Source organism: Ureibacillus thermosphaericus (assembly GCF_012396605.1).
In the GTDB taxonomy this organism is placed as follows: domain Bacteria; phylum Bacillota; class Bacilli; order Bacillales_A; family Planococcaceae; genus Ureibacillus; species Ureibacillus thermosphaericus.
The window spans coordinates 39,069-57,337 of the sequence record NZ_JAAXPW010000001.1; the positions used below are offsets into that span (position 1 = coordinate 39,069).

Annotated in this window: 16 protein-coding genes; 13 read left to right on the forward strand and 3 right to left on the reverse strand. The window is 37.0% G+C overall.

Annotated elements, in window-relative coordinates; translation table 11 throughout:
• The first annotated feature begins 126 nt into the window (after positions 1-126).
• The 13 genes from HF990_RS00230 to HF990_RS00290 all read left to right on the forward strand — a co-directional run bounded on the left by HF990_RS00230 (position 127) and on the right by HF990_RS00290 (position 16,127).
• Complete coding sequence (locus HF990_RS00230; RefSeq protein WP_168411711.1) at positions 127-4,443, forward strand: PolC-type DNA polymerase III; 4,317 nt, start codon at positions 127-129, stop codon at positions 4,441-4,443.
• A gap of 308 nt (positions 4,444-4,751) precedes the next feature.
• On the forward strand, positions 4,752-5,231 hold the full coding sequence (rimP, locus tag HF990_RS00235; protein WP_026018948.1) for a ribosome maturation factor RimP: 480 nt from the start codon (positions 4,752-4,754) through the stop codon (positions 5,229-5,231).
• Between the two features lie 19 nt (positions 5,232-5,250).
• Positions 5,251-6,456 carry a transcription termination factor NusA gene (nusA, locus tag HF990_RS00240; protein ID WP_168411712.1) on the forward strand — a complete coding sequence of 402 codons (1,206 nt, stop codon included), beginning with the start codon at positions 5,251-5,253 and terminating at the stop codon, positions 6,454-6,456.
• 53 nt (positions 6,457-6,509) lie between these two features.
• Positions 6,510-6,800 (forward strand): RNase P modulator RnpM, encoded by a 291-nt coding sequence (gene rnpM / locus HF990_RS00245; RefSeq protein WP_016836798.1) that lies wholly within the window; start codon positions 6,510-6,512, stop codon positions 6,798-6,800.
• Positions 6,790-7,098 (forward strand): YlxQ family RNA-binding protein, encoded by a 309-nt coding sequence (locus tag HF990_RS00250; RefSeq protein ID WP_016836799.1) that lies wholly within the window; start codon positions 6,790-6,792, stop codon positions 7,096-7,098. The genes rnpM and HF990_RS00250 overlap by 11 nt, the downstream gene beginning before the upstream one ends.
• Before the next feature lie 14 nt (positions 7,099-7,112).
• Entirely contained in the window at positions 7,113-9,314 is a 2,202-nt protein-coding gene (gene infB, locus HF990_RS00255) for a translation initiation factor IF-2 (protein WP_168411713.1), read from the forward strand.
• Positions 9,311-9,589 (forward strand): DUF503 domain-containing protein, encoded by a 279-nt coding sequence (locus HF990_RS00260; protein WP_016836801.1) that lies wholly within the window; start codon positions 9,311-9,313, stop codon positions 9,587-9,589. The genes infB and HF990_RS00260 overlap by 4 nt, the downstream gene beginning before the upstream one ends.
• Positions 9,590-9,702: 113 nt before the next feature.
• Entirely contained in the window at positions 9,703-10,053 is a 351-nt protein-coding gene (gene rbfA / locus HF990_RS00265) for a 30S ribosome-binding factor RbfA (RefSeq protein WP_016836802.1), read from the forward strand.
• Between the two features lie 81 nt (positions 10,054-10,134).
• A complete protein-coding gene (gene truB / locus HF990_RS00270) occupies positions 10,135-11,043 on the forward strand; it encodes a tRNA pseudouridine(55) synthase TruB (protein ID WP_168411714.1) in 909 nt (302 codons plus the stop codon).
• A gap of 12 nt (positions 11,044-11,055) precedes the next feature.
• A complete protein-coding gene (locus HF990_RS00275; protein ID WP_016836804.1) occupies positions 11,056-12,003 on the forward strand; it encodes a bifunctional riboflavin kinase/FAD synthetase in 948 nt (315 codons plus the stop codon).
• Between the two features lie 128 nt (positions 12,004-12,131).
• Positions 12,132-12,401: a 30S ribosomal protein S15 gene (gene rpsO / locus HF990_RS00280; RefSeq protein WP_016836805.1), complete on the forward strand. Its 270-nt coding sequence runs from the start codon at positions 12,132-12,134 to the stop codon at positions 12,399-12,401.
• Between the two features lie 181 nt (positions 12,402-12,582).
• Positions 12,583-14,703: a polyribonucleotide nucleotidyltransferase gene (gene pnp / locus HF990_RS00285; protein WP_016836806.1), complete on the forward strand. Its 2,121-nt coding sequence runs from the start codon at positions 12,583-12,585 to the stop codon at positions 14,701-14,703.
• Between the two features lie 170 nt (positions 14,704-14,873).
• Positions 14,874-16,127: a M16 family metallopeptidase gene (locus HF990_RS00290; protein WP_168411715.1), complete on the forward strand. Its 1,254-nt coding sequence runs from the start codon at positions 14,874-14,876 to the stop codon at positions 16,125-16,127.
• A gap of 217 nt (positions 16,128-16,344) precedes the next feature.
• Here HF990_RS00290 and HF990_RS00295 read toward each other — a convergent pair whose 3' ends face one another.
• The 3 genes from HF990_RS00295 to HF990_RS00305 are packed head-to-tail and all read right to left on the reverse strand — an operon-like array spanning position 16,345 to position 18,190.
• Positions 16,345-16,968: an ABC-2 transporter permease gene (locus HF990_RS00295; protein ID WP_016836808.1), complete on the reverse strand. Its 624-nt coding sequence runs from the start codon at positions 16,966-16,968 to the stop codon at positions 16,345-16,347.
• Entirely contained in the window at positions 16,965-17,813 is an 849-nt protein-coding gene (locus HF990_RS00300) for an ABC transporter ATP-binding protein (RefSeq protein ID WP_168411716.1), read from the reverse strand. The genes HF990_RS00295 and HF990_RS00300 overlap by 4 nt, the downstream gene beginning before the upstream one ends.
• Entirely contained in the window at positions 17,810-18,190 is a 381-nt protein-coding gene (locus HF990_RS00305; protein WP_016836810.1) for a GntR family transcriptional regulator, read from the reverse strand. The genes HF990_RS00300 and HF990_RS00305 overlap by 4 nt, the downstream gene beginning before the upstream one ends.
• Positions 18,191-18,269 lie beyond the last annotated feature (79 nt).

Here is an 18,269-nt window from a genome sequence, read left to right on the forward strand (position 1 = left end):
TAGAAAATAGAATTCGCTCGTTCTATAGATGAGGCGTTTATTCGCCTTATCTACAGAGATATGCGAATTCTTTTCATTTTTTACTTTCCTTTTGAGGGCTTCTTAATATAGAAGGTGGTGAGTTGATTGGCAAACTTAGATGCAAGAGAGCGCTTTAATACGCTCCTTTCACAAATTAACTTAACAGATGATATTTACATGTCTTTTTTTGAACAAGGTGAACTCACTCGCTTAACAGTTCATAAGAAAAAACGGATTTGGAATTTCTCAGTAAAGCTTCAAAATATCTTGCCCTATCAAATCTATCAATTATTTTCTTCTCGATTAAAAGAAGAATTTCATCATATTGCCCAAACAACGTTAACAATTGAAGCAATCAATCCACAAATAACGGAAGAACTAATTACAGACTACTGGTTGTCTGTTGTAGAACGCATTGATGCATCTCCACCAGTAAAAAAACGACTCACTTGTCAGATGCCAACATGGGCAGGAAACAAATTAGTTCTTACATGTATATCAGAAATGGAACAATTGACATTAAAATCAAAATATGGCGCAATCATTTCAGAATCTTATGCTTGCTTTGGATTTCCACTGTTTCCTGTCGATTTCAAATTAGTTGAAGCATCAGAAGAGGAAAAGGCCGAGCAAGAAAGATTATTGGAACAGCGAATGCTAGAAGAAGCTGAACTGGCAAGACAAGCCATTCAAGACTTCCAAAAACGGGAAAAAGAGAAGAAGGAAACGCCGCAAGTTGAAAGTGGTCCTGTGCAACTCGGATCTATTATTAATGACACAGAAATTGTTGATATCAAATCGATTGTTGAGGAAGAGCGCCGCATCGTGATTGAAGGTTACATTTTCAATGTGGAAGTGAAAGAATTAAAAAGCGGACGTTCATTGTTGGAAATAAAATTGACGGACTATACAGATTCCATTCTTGTGAAAATGTTTTCTCGCAACAATGATGATGCTGAAACTATGTCCCGTATTAAAAAAGGGATGTGGGTAAAAGTTAGAGGATCCGTTCAAAACGATACGTTCGTTCGTGATTTAGTGGTAATGGCGAATGATATCAATGAAATTCATAAAGAGACAAGAAAAGATACAGCACCTGATGGCGAAAAACGAGTTGAATTGCATCTACATACGCCGATGAGTCAAATGGACGCTGTCACGCCAGTTGACCGAATTGTAGGACAAGCTGCAAAGTGGGGGCATCCAGCAGTAGCGATTACAGATCACGCTGTCGTCCAAGCATATCCGGAAGCTTACGCTGCGGGGAAAAAGCACGGTATTAAAATTATTTACGGTTTGGAAGCAAATTTGGTGGATGATGGTGTACCGATTGCTTACGAAGAACAGCATATTCTCTTAGATGATGCGACGTTCGTCGTGTTTGATGTGGAAACAACCGGGTTATCTACTGCTTACGATACGATTATTGAATTAGCAGCAGTTAAAATAAAGGAAGGCAAAGTCATTGATAAATTCGAACGATTTGCTAATCCACATAGACCGTTATCGGAAAAAATCATTGAATTGACTCATATTACCGATGATATGTTGAAAGATGCTCCAGAAGTTGACGATGTGATACGAGAGTTTCACGAATTTATTGGTGATGCAATTGTTGTTGCTCACAACGCTTCCTTTGATATGGGGTTCCTTTATGCAGCATATGAAAAAGCGGGAATTGAAGGAGTTAAACATCCGGTAATTGATACGTTAGAGTTATCAAGACTAATTAATCCAACTCTTAAAAATCACCGTTTAAACACGCTTTGTAAAAAATACGGTATTGAATTGACGCAACATCACCGAGCTATTTATGATACTGAAGCGACGGGTTATTTATTATTGCATCTATTAAAAGAGGCAAGAGAAAAAGGCATAAAATACCATGATGATTTTAATAAATTCATGGGTGGAGAAGAAGCATATAAACAATCTAGACCGTATCATTGCACAATTTTAGTAGTTAATAATAACGGTTTGAAAAATTTATTCAAATTAGTGTCCATTTCTCATACGCAAACATTTTATCGAGTGCCGCGCATTCGACGTTCAGATTTAATGAAACATCGGGAAGGATTAATCATTGGTTCTGGCTGTAGCAACGGCGAATTATTTGAAACAATGATGAATAAATCCCCTGAAGAAGCAGAAGAAGTAGCGGAATTTTATGATTATATTGAAGTGCATCCAAAATCAGTTTATTCTCAACTGCTTGACAGTGGCACGATTCATGATGAGTGGCATTTAGAGGATATCATTCGTAAATTAGTGAAACTTGGCAAGAAAATGGATAAACCGGTTGTTGCAACTGGTAACGTTCACTATTTAGACGAACATGATGCCATCTACCGTAAAATTTTAGTATCTTCTCAAGGTGGAGCGAATCCTTTAAATCGTTATCCTCTTCCAAAAGTGCATTTCCGCACAACAAATGAAATGCTTGAAGAATTTGCATTTCTAGGTCCAGAAACTGCAAAGGAAATCGTTGTCACAAACTCTCAAAAAATTGCAGACATGATTGGCGATGTGAAGCCGATTAAAGATAAACTTTATACACCTGTAATTGAAGGTTCAGATGAAGAAATTACACGAATGACGTATGAAATGGCTCATAAAATCTACGGTGAAAATCTTCCGGAAATCGTAGAGAAACGTCTTGAAAAAGAGTTGAACTCTATTTTAGGCCATGGTTTCGGGGTTGTTTATTTAATTTCTGCAAAACTCGTGAAGAAGTCTTTAGAAGATGGTTATTTAGTAGGTTCGCGTGGTTCTGTTGGATCTTCCCTAGTTGCAACAATGATGGAAATAACGGAAGTGAATCCGTTGCCACCTCATTATGTATGTCCGAACTGTTACTATTCTGAATTCTTTACAGATGGCTCCGTCGGTTCAGGATTTGATTTGCCAAATAAAGATTGTCCAAAATGCGGAACACCTTTAAATAAAGACGGACAAGATATTCCGTTTGAAACGTTCCTTGGATTTAATGGAGATAAAGTTCCAGATATCGACTTGAACTTCTCAGGGGAATATCAGCCTCGCGCCCATAACTATACGAAAGTATTGTTTGGGGAAGATAAAGTATATCGTGCAGGAACAATCGGCACCGTTGCTGAAAAAACAGCGTACGGCTTTGTAAAAGGATATGCAAATGATAATAATATAAATTTCCGAGCCGCAGAAATCGATCGTTTAGTACAAGGTTGTACGGGCGTTAAACGAACGACTGGACAACATCCAGGAGGGATTCTCGTTGTTCCTGATTATATGGATATTTACGATTTTACACCTGTGCAATATCCTGCAGATGCCCAAGATGCTGAATGGCGTACAACGCACTTTGATTTCCATTCGATTCACGATAACATTTTAAAACTTGATATACTTGGGCACGATGATCCGACAATGATTCGCATGTTGCAAGATTTAACAGGCATCGATCCTAAAACAATTCCACCCGATGATCCAGAAGTGATGGCGATTTTTACCGGAACAGAATCTTTAGGGGTAACTCCTGAGCAAATTTTTTGTAAAACAGGAACTCTTGGCATACCAGAATTCGGTACAAAATTTGTTCGTCAAATGTTGGAAGATACAAAGCCAAAAACGTTCTCAGAGTTATTAAAAATCTCTGGGCTTTCTCACGGGACAGATGTTTGGTTAGGAAATGCCAGCGAATTGATAGCAAACAACGTATGTTCTTTCTCAGAAGTTATCGGATGTCGTGACGATATCATGGTATATTTAATATACAAAGGGCTAGAACCTTCTCTCGCTTTCAAAACGATGGAATCTGTTCGTAAAGGAAAAGGATTGACAGAAGATATGGAGAAAGCGATGAGAGAAAACGGTGTGCCAGACTGGTATATTGAATCATGTAAAAAGATTAAATACATGTTCCCGAAAGCTCACGCTGCCGCTTATGTATTAATGGCTGTGCGGGTGGCATACTTTAAAGTACATTTTCCTCTAGCATACTATTGTGCCTATTTTTCAGTTCGTGCTGAAGATTTTGATTTACCAGCGATGATTAAAGGGGCAAGAGCCATTCGTACAAGAGTGGAAGAAATCAATGCAAAAGGATTAGATGCAACGAAAAAAGAAAAGGACTTGTTAACGGTTCTTGAAATTGCTCTTGAAATGTGCGAAAGAGGAATGAGCTTTAAAAATGTCGATTTATACAAATCAAAGGCAACAGAATTTGTCATCGAAGGGAATTCTCTTATTCCTCCGTTCAATGCTATTCCAGGATTAGGGGAAAGCGTTGCGAAACAAATTGTAGCAGCAAGAGAAGAACGACAATTTTTATCAAAAGAAGATTTACAAACTCGCGGTCGTGTATCAAAATCATTGATTGAATACATGGAACAATTAGGTGTGTTAGATGGCCTTCCAGATGAAGACCAATTATCACTATTCTAATTTTCGAAAAGATGTCGAGTTTGATTCTCTTCCAAAAGCCGTGCATTGCAAATTTGTCAATACGGTGGAATCGTTTTGTAAATTTGCATTTATTAAGAAATTGTGCTATTGTTATATCAATAATTTGTTGATAGTTTTTGCAGCAAAAGAGTGGGTTTTCCCGCTCTTTTCTATTGTTTACATTGTGTCTTGAGTTTTGCTCTCCACCAAGGAGGGGGGCGATTGAAAAAGTACACGGAATGCGAATTTCACCAATATTGGTGGAATTTCTGTTTTTAGTCAACGAAACAAGACGTTGGGAGGATATTATGAGCAAAATTACTACAATAGTAGAACAGCTAGTTACACCGATTTTACAGGATTTAAATCTTGAATTAGTGGATATTGAGTTTGTAAAAGAGGGACGCGCTTGGTTCCTCCGTGTATACATCGATACTCCTCAAGGTGGAATTGATATCGACCAATGTGCACTAGTTAGCGAGCGATTAAGTGCTGTGTTGGATGAAAAGGATCCGATTGAACAAAACTACTATCTAGAAGTTTCTTCTCCTGGTGCGGAACGTCCATTGAAGAAAGAATCGGATTTTGAGAAAGCCGTTGGAAAGTACGTTTACATAAAAACGTATGAACCAATAGATGGCATGAAAGAATTTTATGGATACTTAAAATCCAACAATGAAGAGAGCCTGGAAATTGAAATTCGTATAAAAACTCGTAATGCATTAATACAAATTGCAAAAGAGAAGATTGCAAAAGCTAGGCTAGCAATCGATTTTTCATCAAATTAATTAGGAGTGAATTTAAACAATGAGCAGTGAATTACTAGATGCTTTAATTGCTCTAGAAGAGCAGAAAGGCATTTCAAGGGAAATATTAGTGGAAGCGATCGAAGCCGCATTAGTGACTGCATATAAACGCAATTTTAATCAAGCACAAAATGTACGCGTTGATTTTAATCAAGAAACCGGAGAAATTAAAGTATTCTCACGAAAAGAAGTTGTGGAGGAAGTGGAAGATCCACGATTAGAAATTTCGCTAGAAGAAGCTAGAAAAATTAATAGCGTTTATGAACCAGGAGATATTGTTGAACAAGAAGTGACACCTCGCAACTTTGGTCGAATTGCTGCACAAACTGCAAAACAAGTTGTTACTCAACGCGTACGTGAAGCAGAAAGAAGCATTATATATGAAGAATTTGTTGATCGCACTGATGATATCGTGAATGGAATTATTGAACGAAGAGACGCTCGCAATATTTATATTAATCTTGGAAAAGTAGAAGCTGCATTACCATTAAATGAACAAATTCAAGGTGAAGAATATAAGCCTCAACAACGCATTCGAGTGTACATTACAAAAGTCGAAAAAACGACTCGCGGACCACAAATTATCGTTTCCCGTACACATCCAGGTTTACTACGTAGACTATTTGAAATGGAAGTACCAGAAATTTATGATGGTATCGTAGAAATTAAATCAATCGCTCGCGAAGCAGGAGATCGTTCAAAAATCTCCGTTTATGCTCACGATCCAGAAGTGGATGCAGTAGGTGCTTGTGTTGGTACGAAAGGAGCCCGTGTACAAGCAATCGTCAATGAGTTAAATGGCGAAAAAATTGACATTGTTGAATGGTCAGAAGATCCTGTTGTATTTGTTGCAAATGCTCTTAGCCCTTCAAAAGTGTTAGATGTCATTGTGAATGAAGAAGAAAAATCAACGACAGTCATCGTTCCAGATTATCAACTGTCATTAGCAATTGGTAAACGGGGACAAAATGCGAGACTTGCAGCAAAATTAACAGGTTGGAAAATTGATATAAAAAGCGAATCTGATGCTCGTGAATTAGGAATTTATCCTAATGAGAACAGTCCAATCATCGACATTCAAAATGATGAAGAGTCTTCCTTCGACGATTTTGAATATGACTTATATCAAGATATCAACGATGATGAACATCAAGAAGTTACAATCGATGAAGACACAATCTATGAAGAACAAGATGATGAAAAATAAATGACATCGAACAAGGAATGCGTATGATGAGCTTATAGGGAAGGTGATATTACGTGCCAACGAAAAGAAAAGTTCCATTACGCCGCTGTGTTGTAACAGGTGAGAGTTTCCCAAAAAAAGAGTTGCTTCGTGTTGTTCGCTCGAAAGATGGAGAAGTATCGGTAGATCCGACTGGAAAAAAGTCAGGTCGCGGTGCATATGTTTCTAAGTCGGAAGAGGTAGTTGAAAAAGCTCGTAACAAAAAGATTTTAGAACGCCATCTAGAAGTAAAAATACCAGATGAAATTTATGATGAATTAATTAGATTAATTCGCAGGGAGTCGCTATTTAAAAATGAATCATGAAAAGATATTTCAAATGCTAGGCTTGGCGACTCGAGCTCGAAAAATCATTACTGGTGAAGAATTAGTTGTCAAAGAAATTCAAAAAGGCAATGCGAAGTTAGTCATTCTTGCTTCGGATGCAGCCTACAATTCAAGAAAAAAAATTCAAGATAAATGTACGTTTTATAACGTTGAGTATCATATATTTGGCAATCGCTATGAACTAGGACATGCGATTGGGAAAGAAGCCCGGGTGGTTATTGCAATCACCGATCAAGGTTTCGCCAAAAAATTGTCTAGTCTACTCAACGAAAATTAATCGGGGGTGAGCAGATGACCAAAATCAGAGTTCATGAATATGCCAAAAAAGTTAATAGACCTAGTAAAGAAATCATTGAAGAATTGAAAAAATTAAATATAAATGTAACTAATCATATGTCTACGCTTAACGGAGAAGAGGTTGCTAAATTGGACGTAGTCTTTAACAAAAATACGAATGAAGCACCAGTTAAGCAAAAAAATGCAGAACAACAAAAGTCAAAGCCAGTGCAAAACAAAGAAGTAAAAAGACATGAGCAACAGCTAAAGAAAATCGATAATAATGATGATGAGTTAGACGTTGCTTTTGAAAAAATTAAAAGAAACAAATCTCCAAAAGATCAAGATGTTCTTCAACATCAACCAAAAAATAAAGGTAATCAACGTAAAAAGCCTGGTATTCATGGTGGTAAACGCCGTCAGCCAAAACAACAACCTCAACAGCAAGTTCAAAAGGAACTTCCTAAAAAAATTACTTTCTACGAATCGCTAACGGTAGCAGAACTTGCGAAGAAATTAAATCGCGAACCTTCTGAAATCATTAAAAAGCTCTTCATGCTAGGTGTAATGGCTACAATTAACCAAGATTTAGATAAAGATGCGATAGAATTAATTTGTGCGGACTATGGCGTAGAAGTGGAAGAAGAAGTTCGCATCGATAAAACGGACTTAGAAATTTACTTTGAACAAGCGGATGCAGAAGAGGATTTAGAAGAACGTCCACCTGTTGTAACAATTATGGGCCACGTTGACCATGGGAAAACTACAACTTTAGACTCCATCCGCAATTCGAGAGTAACAGAAGGAGAAGCTGGCGGTATTACGCAGCATATCGGTGCATATCAAGTGGATATTAACGGAAAGAAAATTACTTTCCTTGATACACCAGGGCACGAAGCCTTCACAACAATGCGTGCTAGAGGTGCACAGATTACCGATATTGTTGTTATCGTTGTTGCTGCTGATGACGGTGTCATGCCACAAACTGTGGAAGCCATTAACCACGCGAAAGCAGCTAACGTACCAATCATTGTTGCTGTAAACAAAATGGATAAACCAACAGCAAATCCTGATCGCGTTATGCAAGAATTAACTGAATATGGTCTTATTCCAGAAGACTGGGGTGGCGATACAATCTTCGTACCAATCTCAGCGTTAAAAGGTGAAGGAATTGACCAACTATTAGAAATGATCCTACTAGTTGCAGAAGTTTCTGAATTAAAGGCGAATCCAAACCGCAGAGCAATCGGTACAGTTATCGAAGCACAATTAGATAAAGGGCGCGGTTCTGTGGCCACATTATTAGTGCAAAATGGTACGTTGCGCGTTGGAGATCCAATCGTTGTAGGAAATACGTTCGGTCGTGTTCGTGCTATGGTCAATGACTTAGGACGTCGAGTTAAAGAAGCGTTGCCGGCAACACCTGTCGAAATTACTGGTTTACACGAAGTACCTCAAGCAGGTGACAGATTCGTAGTCTTTGAAGATGAAAAAACGGCTCGCGAAATTGGTGAAGCTCGTGCACAAATGGCAATACAAGCAAGCCGTGCACAAAAATCACGAGTTACGTTAGATAACTTGTTTGAACAAATGTCCCAAGGGGATATGAAAGAATTGAATTTAATCATCAAAGCAGACGTACAAGGTTCAGTAGAAGCTCTATCTTCCTCATTTATGAAAATTGATGTGGAAGGTGTAAATGTGAAAATTATCCACACAGGTGTAGGGGCAATTACTGAATCCGATATTAGTCTTGCAGCGGCTTCCAATGCCATTGTAATAGGATTTAACGTTCGTCCAGACGTCAATGCAAAGCGTGCAGCGGAACAAGAAGGCGTAGAAATTCGCCTACACCGTGTCATCTATAAAGCAATTGAAGAAATTGAAGCTGCAATGAAAGGAATGCTTGATCCGGAATATGAAGAGAAAATTATCGGGCAAGCGGAAGTACGTCAAACAATTAAAATTTCCAAAGTGGGTACAATTGCAGGTTCATATGTGACAGATGGTAAAGTAACTCGCGATGCAGGCGTACGCGTCATCCGTGATGGAATCGTTATTTATGAGGGAGAACTTGAGTCGCTAAAACGCTTTAAAGATGACGTAAAAGAAGTCGTTAAAGGCTTTGAGTGCGGTATGCAAATTAAAAACTTTAACGACATTAAAGAAGGCGACATCATCGAAGCCTTCATTATGGAAGAAATTGTGCGGAAATGATTGTCTATCTTGAAGCGGAATTTATGATTCCGGATGCCCATTCTTTAAAGGAAAAGCGTGCAGTTCTCCAACGGATGATTACACGTACAAAACAAAAATTTAATGTATCAGTTGCAGAAATCGATCATCAAAACGTGTGGCAGCGAACAAAGATAGCTGTTGTAACAGTTGCTTCATCGAGTGCTGCAGCTGACCGTGAAATCGATCATGTACTTCACTTTTTACAATCAAATCCATCATGGGAATTGCTAGAATTTTCTCGGGAATATTTATAAAAACAAGAGGATAATTTTCCGGTTTCCAATTAAACTAACAATAACACTATGAAGTAAAGTAGATAAAAGCCAGTTCGTTTCGCTTTTATCCTGCTTTTAAAAGAGGTGACAACATGTCTCTACGTGCAAATCGTGTTGCTGAACAAATGAAGAAAGAATTAGGTGACATCATTGGCCGAAAATTAAAAGATCCTCGCGTAGGATTTGTTACGGTAACGGCTGTCGAACTGACAGGCGACCTTCAACAAGCTACGATTTATATCACCACATTAGGCGATGAAGAAGAAAAGAATGAAACGTTAAAAGCCTTGGAAAAGGCGAAAGGTTTCATTCGCACAGAAATCGGCCAACGTATTCGTCTTCGAAGAACACCTGAACTTTTATTTAAGTTTGATTCATCGATTGAATACGGCAACAAAATCGAACAATTATTACGCTCTATTAAAGATCATGATGAGGCGTAATTCTAAATAGTTTAAAAAAGCCTGCGACTGCATCATAATGCAGGTAGGCTTTTTTTATTGAAATTTTTAGGGGGGGATAGAGTGAACGGGATTTTACCACTATGGAAAGAACGAGGTTTAACGAGTCACGACTGTGTATTTCAACTGAGAAAAATTTTAAAATACAAAAAAATAGGGCATACAGGAACGCTCGATCCAGCGGTTGAAGGAGTTTTACCGATTTGCATTGGACAAGCAACTAGAATTGCCGAGTATATAACGGATACGGGTAAAACTTATGAAGCCACTGTTGCTATTGGTCGCTCAACAACAACTGAAGATGCTGAAGGAGAAACGGTAGAAGAAGATCTATCTTATAAAGTTATTACCCGTGAGCAATTGCAAAAAGTGCTTTCACAACTTACTGGTGAAATTGAACAAATTCCCCCAATGTATTCAGCGGTAAAAGTAAATGGAATTAAACTTTATGAATATGCACGAAAAGGAATTGAAGTAGATCGACCTTCAAGAAAAGTAACGATTCATGAATTGCAACTGCTTGATGATCAAGCCATTTTTGAAGGCGAGGAAATTACCTTTCATATAAGAATTAAGTGCAGCAAAGGCACATATATACGAACTCTTGCTGTACAAATAGGACAATTATTAGGCTATCCTAGTCATATGGCTTCTCTTGTTAGAACTGCCTCAGGGAATTTTACGAAAGCGGATTGTTATACTCTTCGTGATATTGAAAAGGCTGTGGAGGAAGGAACATTTGAACAACTGCTGCTTCCCATTGAAGATGCGTTAACTTATCCATTTATCGAGGTCGATGAATCAAACGAAAAGAAAATTTGTAATGGACAAATTTTAAAAGTCCATTCATTATTAAAACAGGAAGAAAAAATCGTTTTTAGTCGAAATGGGAAGGCGATTGCAGTATATAAAAAACATCCAACGAAACCTGGACTCATGAAACCAGATAAGATGTTTCCAAATAATTTCTAGGAGGCCAATCGAATGAAGGTTATTCATTTAAAATATCCATATCAATTAAATAAAGTTGATCCTTCCACTTCCTATTCCCTAGCAGTTGGCTTTTTTGATGGAGTACATAGAGGACACCAAGCTGTTATCAGTGCAGCAATGGAAAAAGCAGAGGAATTGAATATTAAAAGTGCTGTTATGACTTTTGATCCCCATCCTTCTATTGTATTAGGTAAAAGCAATGAAAAAATTTTTTATATTACACCTCTTCCACAAAAATTAGAAATATTAGAAGAAATGGGTGTAGATACAACATTTGTCGTACAATTCACATCTGATTTTGCTAGGCTTTCACCAGAGGATTTTATTCAATATTTTATTCGAGATTTGAATGTTAAACATGTAACAGCCGGCTTTGATTTTTCTTTTGGTGCATTTGGGAAGGGAAATATGGATTTAATGAAGGAACTGTCCCTCGGTAATTTTGGTGTAACAGTAGTGGAAAAACAGGTGGACGATGGGGAAAAAATCTCATCAACTCGCATTCGAAAATGTTTACAAGATGGAGATATGGAAACCGTCCATCATTTATTAGGGCGCCCCTTCCAAGTTCCTGGAATTGTTGTTCAAGGAGATAAAAGAGGACGTACTATCGGATTTCCAACAGCCAATATTCAATCAATGGAAGGCTGTTTTATTCCAAAAAATGGCGTTTATGCAGTGAGGGTGTTCGTGCAAAATCGATTATATGATGGTGTTTGCAATGTCGGCTTTAAACCAACATTTAAAAACCCGGATGAAAAACAATTAACAATTGAGGTGCACATATTAGATTTTGAAAAAAATATTTACGGTGAAGAAGTAAAAGTCCTTTGGTATAAACGTTTACGTGACGAACAAAAATTTGACGGCATTGAATCATTAAAAGCTCAAATCTCTCGAGATAAGGAACGAACAATTGAGTATTTCGCCGATAAATAAGTTGCTTATCCATTTGAACTATGATATTATTTCCTAGTGTACTAATCGTACATTCCTTAGCTCGGCTTACCGATTCTCCAACGGTTGACTGTGCTAAAGGAGTAAATAAATATTAGGAGGAACTAAACATGGCAATTTCAAAAGAACGTAAAAACGAAATCATTAAAGAATTCCAAACTCATGAAGGAGATACTGGTTCTCCAGAAGTACAAATCGCTATTTTAACAGAAGAAATTAACGTATTAAACGATCACTTAGCTGTTCATAAGAAAGACTTCCACTCTCAACGCGGTCTTCTTAAAAAAGTAGGTCGTCGTCGTCATTTATTAAAATATTTACGTGAAAAAGACGTTCAACGTTACCGTACATTAATCGAAAAATTAGGCTTACGTCGTTAATTCAAAGCGGGATTTTCCCGCTTTTTATTTATTCAAAAAACAGTATATTGGGTAACAATAAAAGTAAAATTACCATATTTTAATTGAAAATGTTTAGCATAGAATATTCTTTTTTGATACACTTACTAATGGTATATAAATATTCCTGACGAGTGTTCTCAAAGAGAAAGGGGATTAATGAATGACCGAAAAAAAAGTCTATCGATATGATTGGGCTGGACGCCCATTAGTAATTGAAGTTGGCCAATTAGCAAAACAAGCTAATGGGGCTGTGCTTGTTCGCTACGGCGATTCGGCAGTACTTTCCACTGCAACGATGTCTAAAGATGCAAAAGCATTAGATTTCTTCCCTCTTACTGTAAACTACGAAGAGCGTTTATATGCAGCAGGAAAAATACCTGGAGGGTTCATCAAACGAGAAGGCCGTCCATCTGAACATGCAATTTTGGTTTCGCGCTTAATTGACCGTCCGATTCGTCCGATGTTCCCAGAAGGATTTCGAAACGAAGTACAAGTCGTTTCAATTGTCATGTCTTCAGACCCGGATTGTCCAACAGATGTGGCTGCAATGCTTGGTTCATCGTTAGCTCTTTCCATCTCAGATATTCCATTTAACGGTCCAATCGCAGGTGTGCATGTAGGTTATGTAGATGGAAAATTTGTTATTAATCCAGATATAGAGCAATCAGAGAAAAGTACTATCCACTTATCTGTAGCAGGAAATAAAGACGCTATCAACATGGTTGAAGCAGGTGCTTTAGAAGTTCCGGAAGAAATCATGCTTGAAGCCATTATGTTTGGGCATGAAGAAATTAAAAAATTAATTGAATTCCAGGAACAAATAGTTGCAGAAGTCGGCAAAGAAAAAATTGAAGTAGAATTGTTTGAAATTGATGAAGAAATTGAAAATGCAGTTAGAGCAATGTGCGAGCAAGATATGATTGCTGCCATTCAAACTGTGGAAAAATTAGCTCGGGAAGAAGCAATTGCAGCTGTTAAAGAGCGAGTAATTACTTATTATGAAGAACAAGAAGCTGAAGAAGAAACGTTGAAACAAGTAAACACTGTTTTAGATAAAATGGTGAAAGAGGAAGTTCGACGTTTAATTACAGAAGAAAAAGTACGCCCAGACGGACGAAAAGTAGATGAAATTCGCCCGCTATCATCTGAAGTCGGCTTATTGCAACGCGCCCATGGTTCAGGTCTTTTCACTCGCGGTCAAACACAAGCCCTTTCCATCTGTACTTTAGGTCCATTAGGAGACGTGCAAATCATTGATGGATTAGGTTTAGAAGAATCAAAACGTTTCATGCATCATTACAACTTCCCTCCATTCTCAGTAGGGGAAACAGGTCCTATGCGGGGTCCTGGTCGACGTGAAATCGGACACGGTGCATTAGGTGAACGTGCATTGCTTGCAGTCATTCCGGATGAAAAAGAGTTCCCATATGCGATTCGTTGTGTATCAGAAGTATTAGAGTCCAACGGTTCAACTTCTCAAGCGTCAATTTGTGCTAGTACACTCGCTATGATGGATGCAGGTGTTCCAATCAAAGCGCCTGTTGCAGGAATTGCGATGGGATTAGTGAAAAAAGGCGAACACTATACAATTTTAACAGATATTCAAGGAATGGAAGACCATCTTGGAGATATGGACTTTAAAGTAGCTGGAACAGAAAAAGGTGTTACAGCGCTTCAAATGGATATTAAAATTGACGGATTATCACGTGAAATTTTAGAAGAAGCGTTAATGCAAGCAAGAGAAGGTCGTTTGAAAATCTTAGAACATATGAAACAAACGATTGCAAAACCGCGTGAACAACTTTCAAAATATGCTCCAAAAATTATTTCCATTAAAATTAACCCTGAAAAAATTCGTGATGTTATTGGGTCAGGTGGAAAAACAATCAACAAAATTATCGATGAAACAGGTGTAAAAATCGATACTGAACAAGACGGTACAATTTATATTTCTTCTGTGAATGAAGAAATGAACTTACGCGCGAAAGAAATTATCGAAGAAATTGTTCGCGAAGCAAAAGTGGGAGAATACTATTTAGCAACTGTAAAACGCATTGAAAAATTCGGTGCATTCTGTGAAATTTTCCCTGGCAAAGATGGATTACTCCACATTTCTGAAATTCAAGAAGAACGTACAAATAAAGTAGAAGATGTGCTCAAAATTGGCGATAAAGTACTGGTGAAAGTAATCGATATTGACGATCAAGGTCGCATTAATTTATCGCGAAAAGTAGTCATTAAAGAAGATAAAGAGCGAGCAAAACAAAATTTAAAACAATAATATGTTGAGAGGTTGTAGGAAAGGAGAACAACCTCTTTTTATTTGTTTGAAATGAAAGTACATAGGATATCAAAAAACTTTTATTCCAATAAAATATTTTGTAAAGTAAGAAGTAGTTTCGATTATAAAGATCGAACAGATAGGAAATGTCAGTAGAAAGAGGTTGTAAATTGGTTAACGTTTATACTTGTCAAAATGGCGTAAGGATTGTATATGAACATATTCCATACGTGCGTTCAATTTCTGTAGGAATATGGGTTGGAGCAGGATCTCGATTTGAACTGCCAGAAGAAAACGGAATTACCCATTTTATTGAACATATGCTCTTTAAAGGAACAAATACTCGAACTGCTAGACAAATTGCAGAAGAGTTTGATCGCATTGGCGGAGAACTAAATGCTTTTACATCAAAGGAAAACACTTGCTACTATGCAAAGGTGTTGGAGCATCATGGAAAGTTGGCAATCAGTATATTAGCTGATATGTTTTTCCATTCAGTGTTTGAAAAAAATGAATTGGAGAAAGAACGGCAAGTTGTATTAGAGGAAATCTTAATGAGCGAAGATGCTCCTGATGATGATGTACACGAACGTTTATGGAGAGTGATGTATCCAAACGATTCATTAGGTCTTCCGATTTTAGGAACGAATGAAACCCTTCAAAAATTTGATCGTGATTTTATTTTGAACTATATGGATAAACATTATTATCCAAAGAATGTTGTTATTTCTTTGGCAGGGAATATATCAAAAGATTTGCTTTTACATATTGAATCGTTGTTCGGGAACTTCGAACCATCGGAAAAAGCTGTCCCACTAAACTTATCAAATCCAACATTTCATTCAGGACGTTTCGTAAAGGAACGGGATGTAGAACAGTCCCATTTGGCGATGAGTTATCCCGCCATCAGTGTAAAAGATACAAATTACTATAGCTTTATCACTTTAAATAATATTATAGGTGGTAATATGTCTTCTCGCCTCTTCCAAGAAGTAAGGGAAGAAAAGGGATTAGCTTACACAATTTTCTCCTATCCATCCTGTTATATGGATGTCGGTGCATTAACCATTTACGGAAGTACGAACAATCAACAATTGCCTTTACTACATGAGACAATTATTAAATCCATTGAAAAAATAAAAAAAGATGGCGTGACGCTACAAGAGCTTTATAACGGAAAAGAACAGTTAAAAGCAAGTTTTCTACTGAATAATGAGAGCATGACGAATCGCATGAGCCGTAACGGGAAAAACGAATTGATTTTTGGACGCCACAAGTCGATTGATGAAATCATTCAACAGATCAACGCTATTTCAATGGATTCAATTCATGAGCTAGTGAAAAAGATTTTTTCAGTTGAGCCTGCAGTGGCGATCATTGGTCAAGGCGTTCAACATTATGCAGCGAAAATAGCAAATTTATGAAAAAACGAGCAAAGGGAAATCCTTTGCTCGTTTTTTCATCGATGGAACCACCCACACTGTGAATAAAGTTTGTATGTTGATTCCTGCTACTCTACTCATCATTCGAGATTGTGATGAAAAGTGTAATAAAAAATGTTCATTGCCAACTATGAATGATATGGAGCATAAGTTGCAATATATTCAAACATTAATTAATTTGCTCTACTTAAAAACAATGCTAATATTCTTTTTTCTCGAAAAACATAACGGATAGTTTAAAAGATAAATAAAACATAACAACAGCTAAAATGAAAGAAATGATACTAATTAGATTCACAAGTTCAAGTAAATTAGAAAATAATGAATTATTGAACAGTATATTGATTGCAATGATAGGTATAAATACTATTGCGATTATGAAAATGCGAGCTTTTTGGGCACCAAATTTGATGGACACTGGTATCACGAATGACAACATCATGAGGATTCCTGATATGATGATGGATAAAATTGAAATAAAATTAACCATTGTAAATGTTTTCGTAATCATATTTGTTAATAAAAATATTGGAAAAACAATGATAACCATAAAAAGTATTAAGATCAGACTTAAGATATACTTACTTTTTACGATATCTGCTTTATTAATTGGCAGTGTATTGACAAATCGATTCCAATGACTTGTTTCGTCGTTGGAAAGGGTGATATTGATTAAAGTCATGGATAAAACCGTAAGAAAAATAAGTAACATTCCCGTATCACCCAAAAAGAAAGAAGCGATGACAAAAAGCGTTATGAGCATTAACAAAGAGTTTTTTTGGTTAAGTATGACGTACAAATCTTTTAAAATCAGTGCTTTCATACATAAGCTCCTTTCACAAAAAATAACATGATGTCTTCTATAGACGGTTTATCGAGATGGAAAGCTTTGTTCACTTCTTTTCGATTCACTAAAATTTCTATTCCGAATGCATTTTTTCTCATGCGCACTTTTGCATGTTCAGGCAATTCCTTCGATTGCTCCACCGTTCCTTTCCATATTCCGTAGTCATACAACAGTTCATCTTTATTTTTGCTAAAGACGATTTCCCCTTCATGAATAAACGTAATATAGTCAGCAATCTTTTCTAAGTCAGATGTAATGTGGGTGGAGAATAAAATGCTGTTGTCCTCGTCCTGCATAAATTCCATAAAAAGATCGAGAATTTCATCCCGCACAATCGGATCTAATCCGCTCGTCGGTTCATCTAAAATTAATAATTTTGGATGATGGGCAAGAGCCATAGCAATGGACAGTTTCATCCGCATCCCACGGGAAAGCTGTTTAATTGGCTTTTTAATAGGTATTTTGAAGCGCTTTAATAGTTCTACGTAGTAAGCTTCATCCCAATTAGCATAAATTTTTTCTAATATGTGATTGATTTGAGTTGCATTTAATGTTTCAGGTACATATAAATCATCAAAAACGACGCCAATTTGCTCCTTGATGGCTATATCATGTTCAACATGATCAAGTCCAAATAGTTTAACTTCACCACTATCCTTTTGAAGCAGGTTTAAAAGGTATTTTATGGTTGATGTTTTTCCGGCACCATTTTCTCCAACAAATCCCATAATTGTACCAGTTGGTAACTGGAAAGAAACATCGACTAATTGAAATTGAGGAAACTTTTTTCTTAAATTTGCGACTTCAATTGCATACGTCATTCCAATTCCTCCTCTATTAACAATGAAAGTAAATCCAATAATTCTTTTCCATGTATTCCTGAAATCTTCGCAATTTGAACGGCTTTATTTAAGTGATCTTCCACTTGCCGAAGCAATTCTTCCCGCAAAAACTCCTGATTTCGTTCCGCAACAAAACTTCCCTTCCCAGCAAAAGTAACGATAAATCCATCCCGTTCTAAATCGGAATACGCTCTCTTTGTCGTCATAACGCTAATTTTTAATTCTCTCGCTAGATTGCGAATAGAAGGCAATGGATCACCAGGTGTTAATTTTCCCGTAATAATTGCTTGTTTAATTTGTTCTGTAATTTGTTCATAAATTGGTTTATCGCTTGCATTACTAAGTTTAATATCCACGGAGTCACCACCATTCTGATTTACAACTGTATATATACAGTATATACAGTTATAACGGATTGTCAACAATAAAACTTTT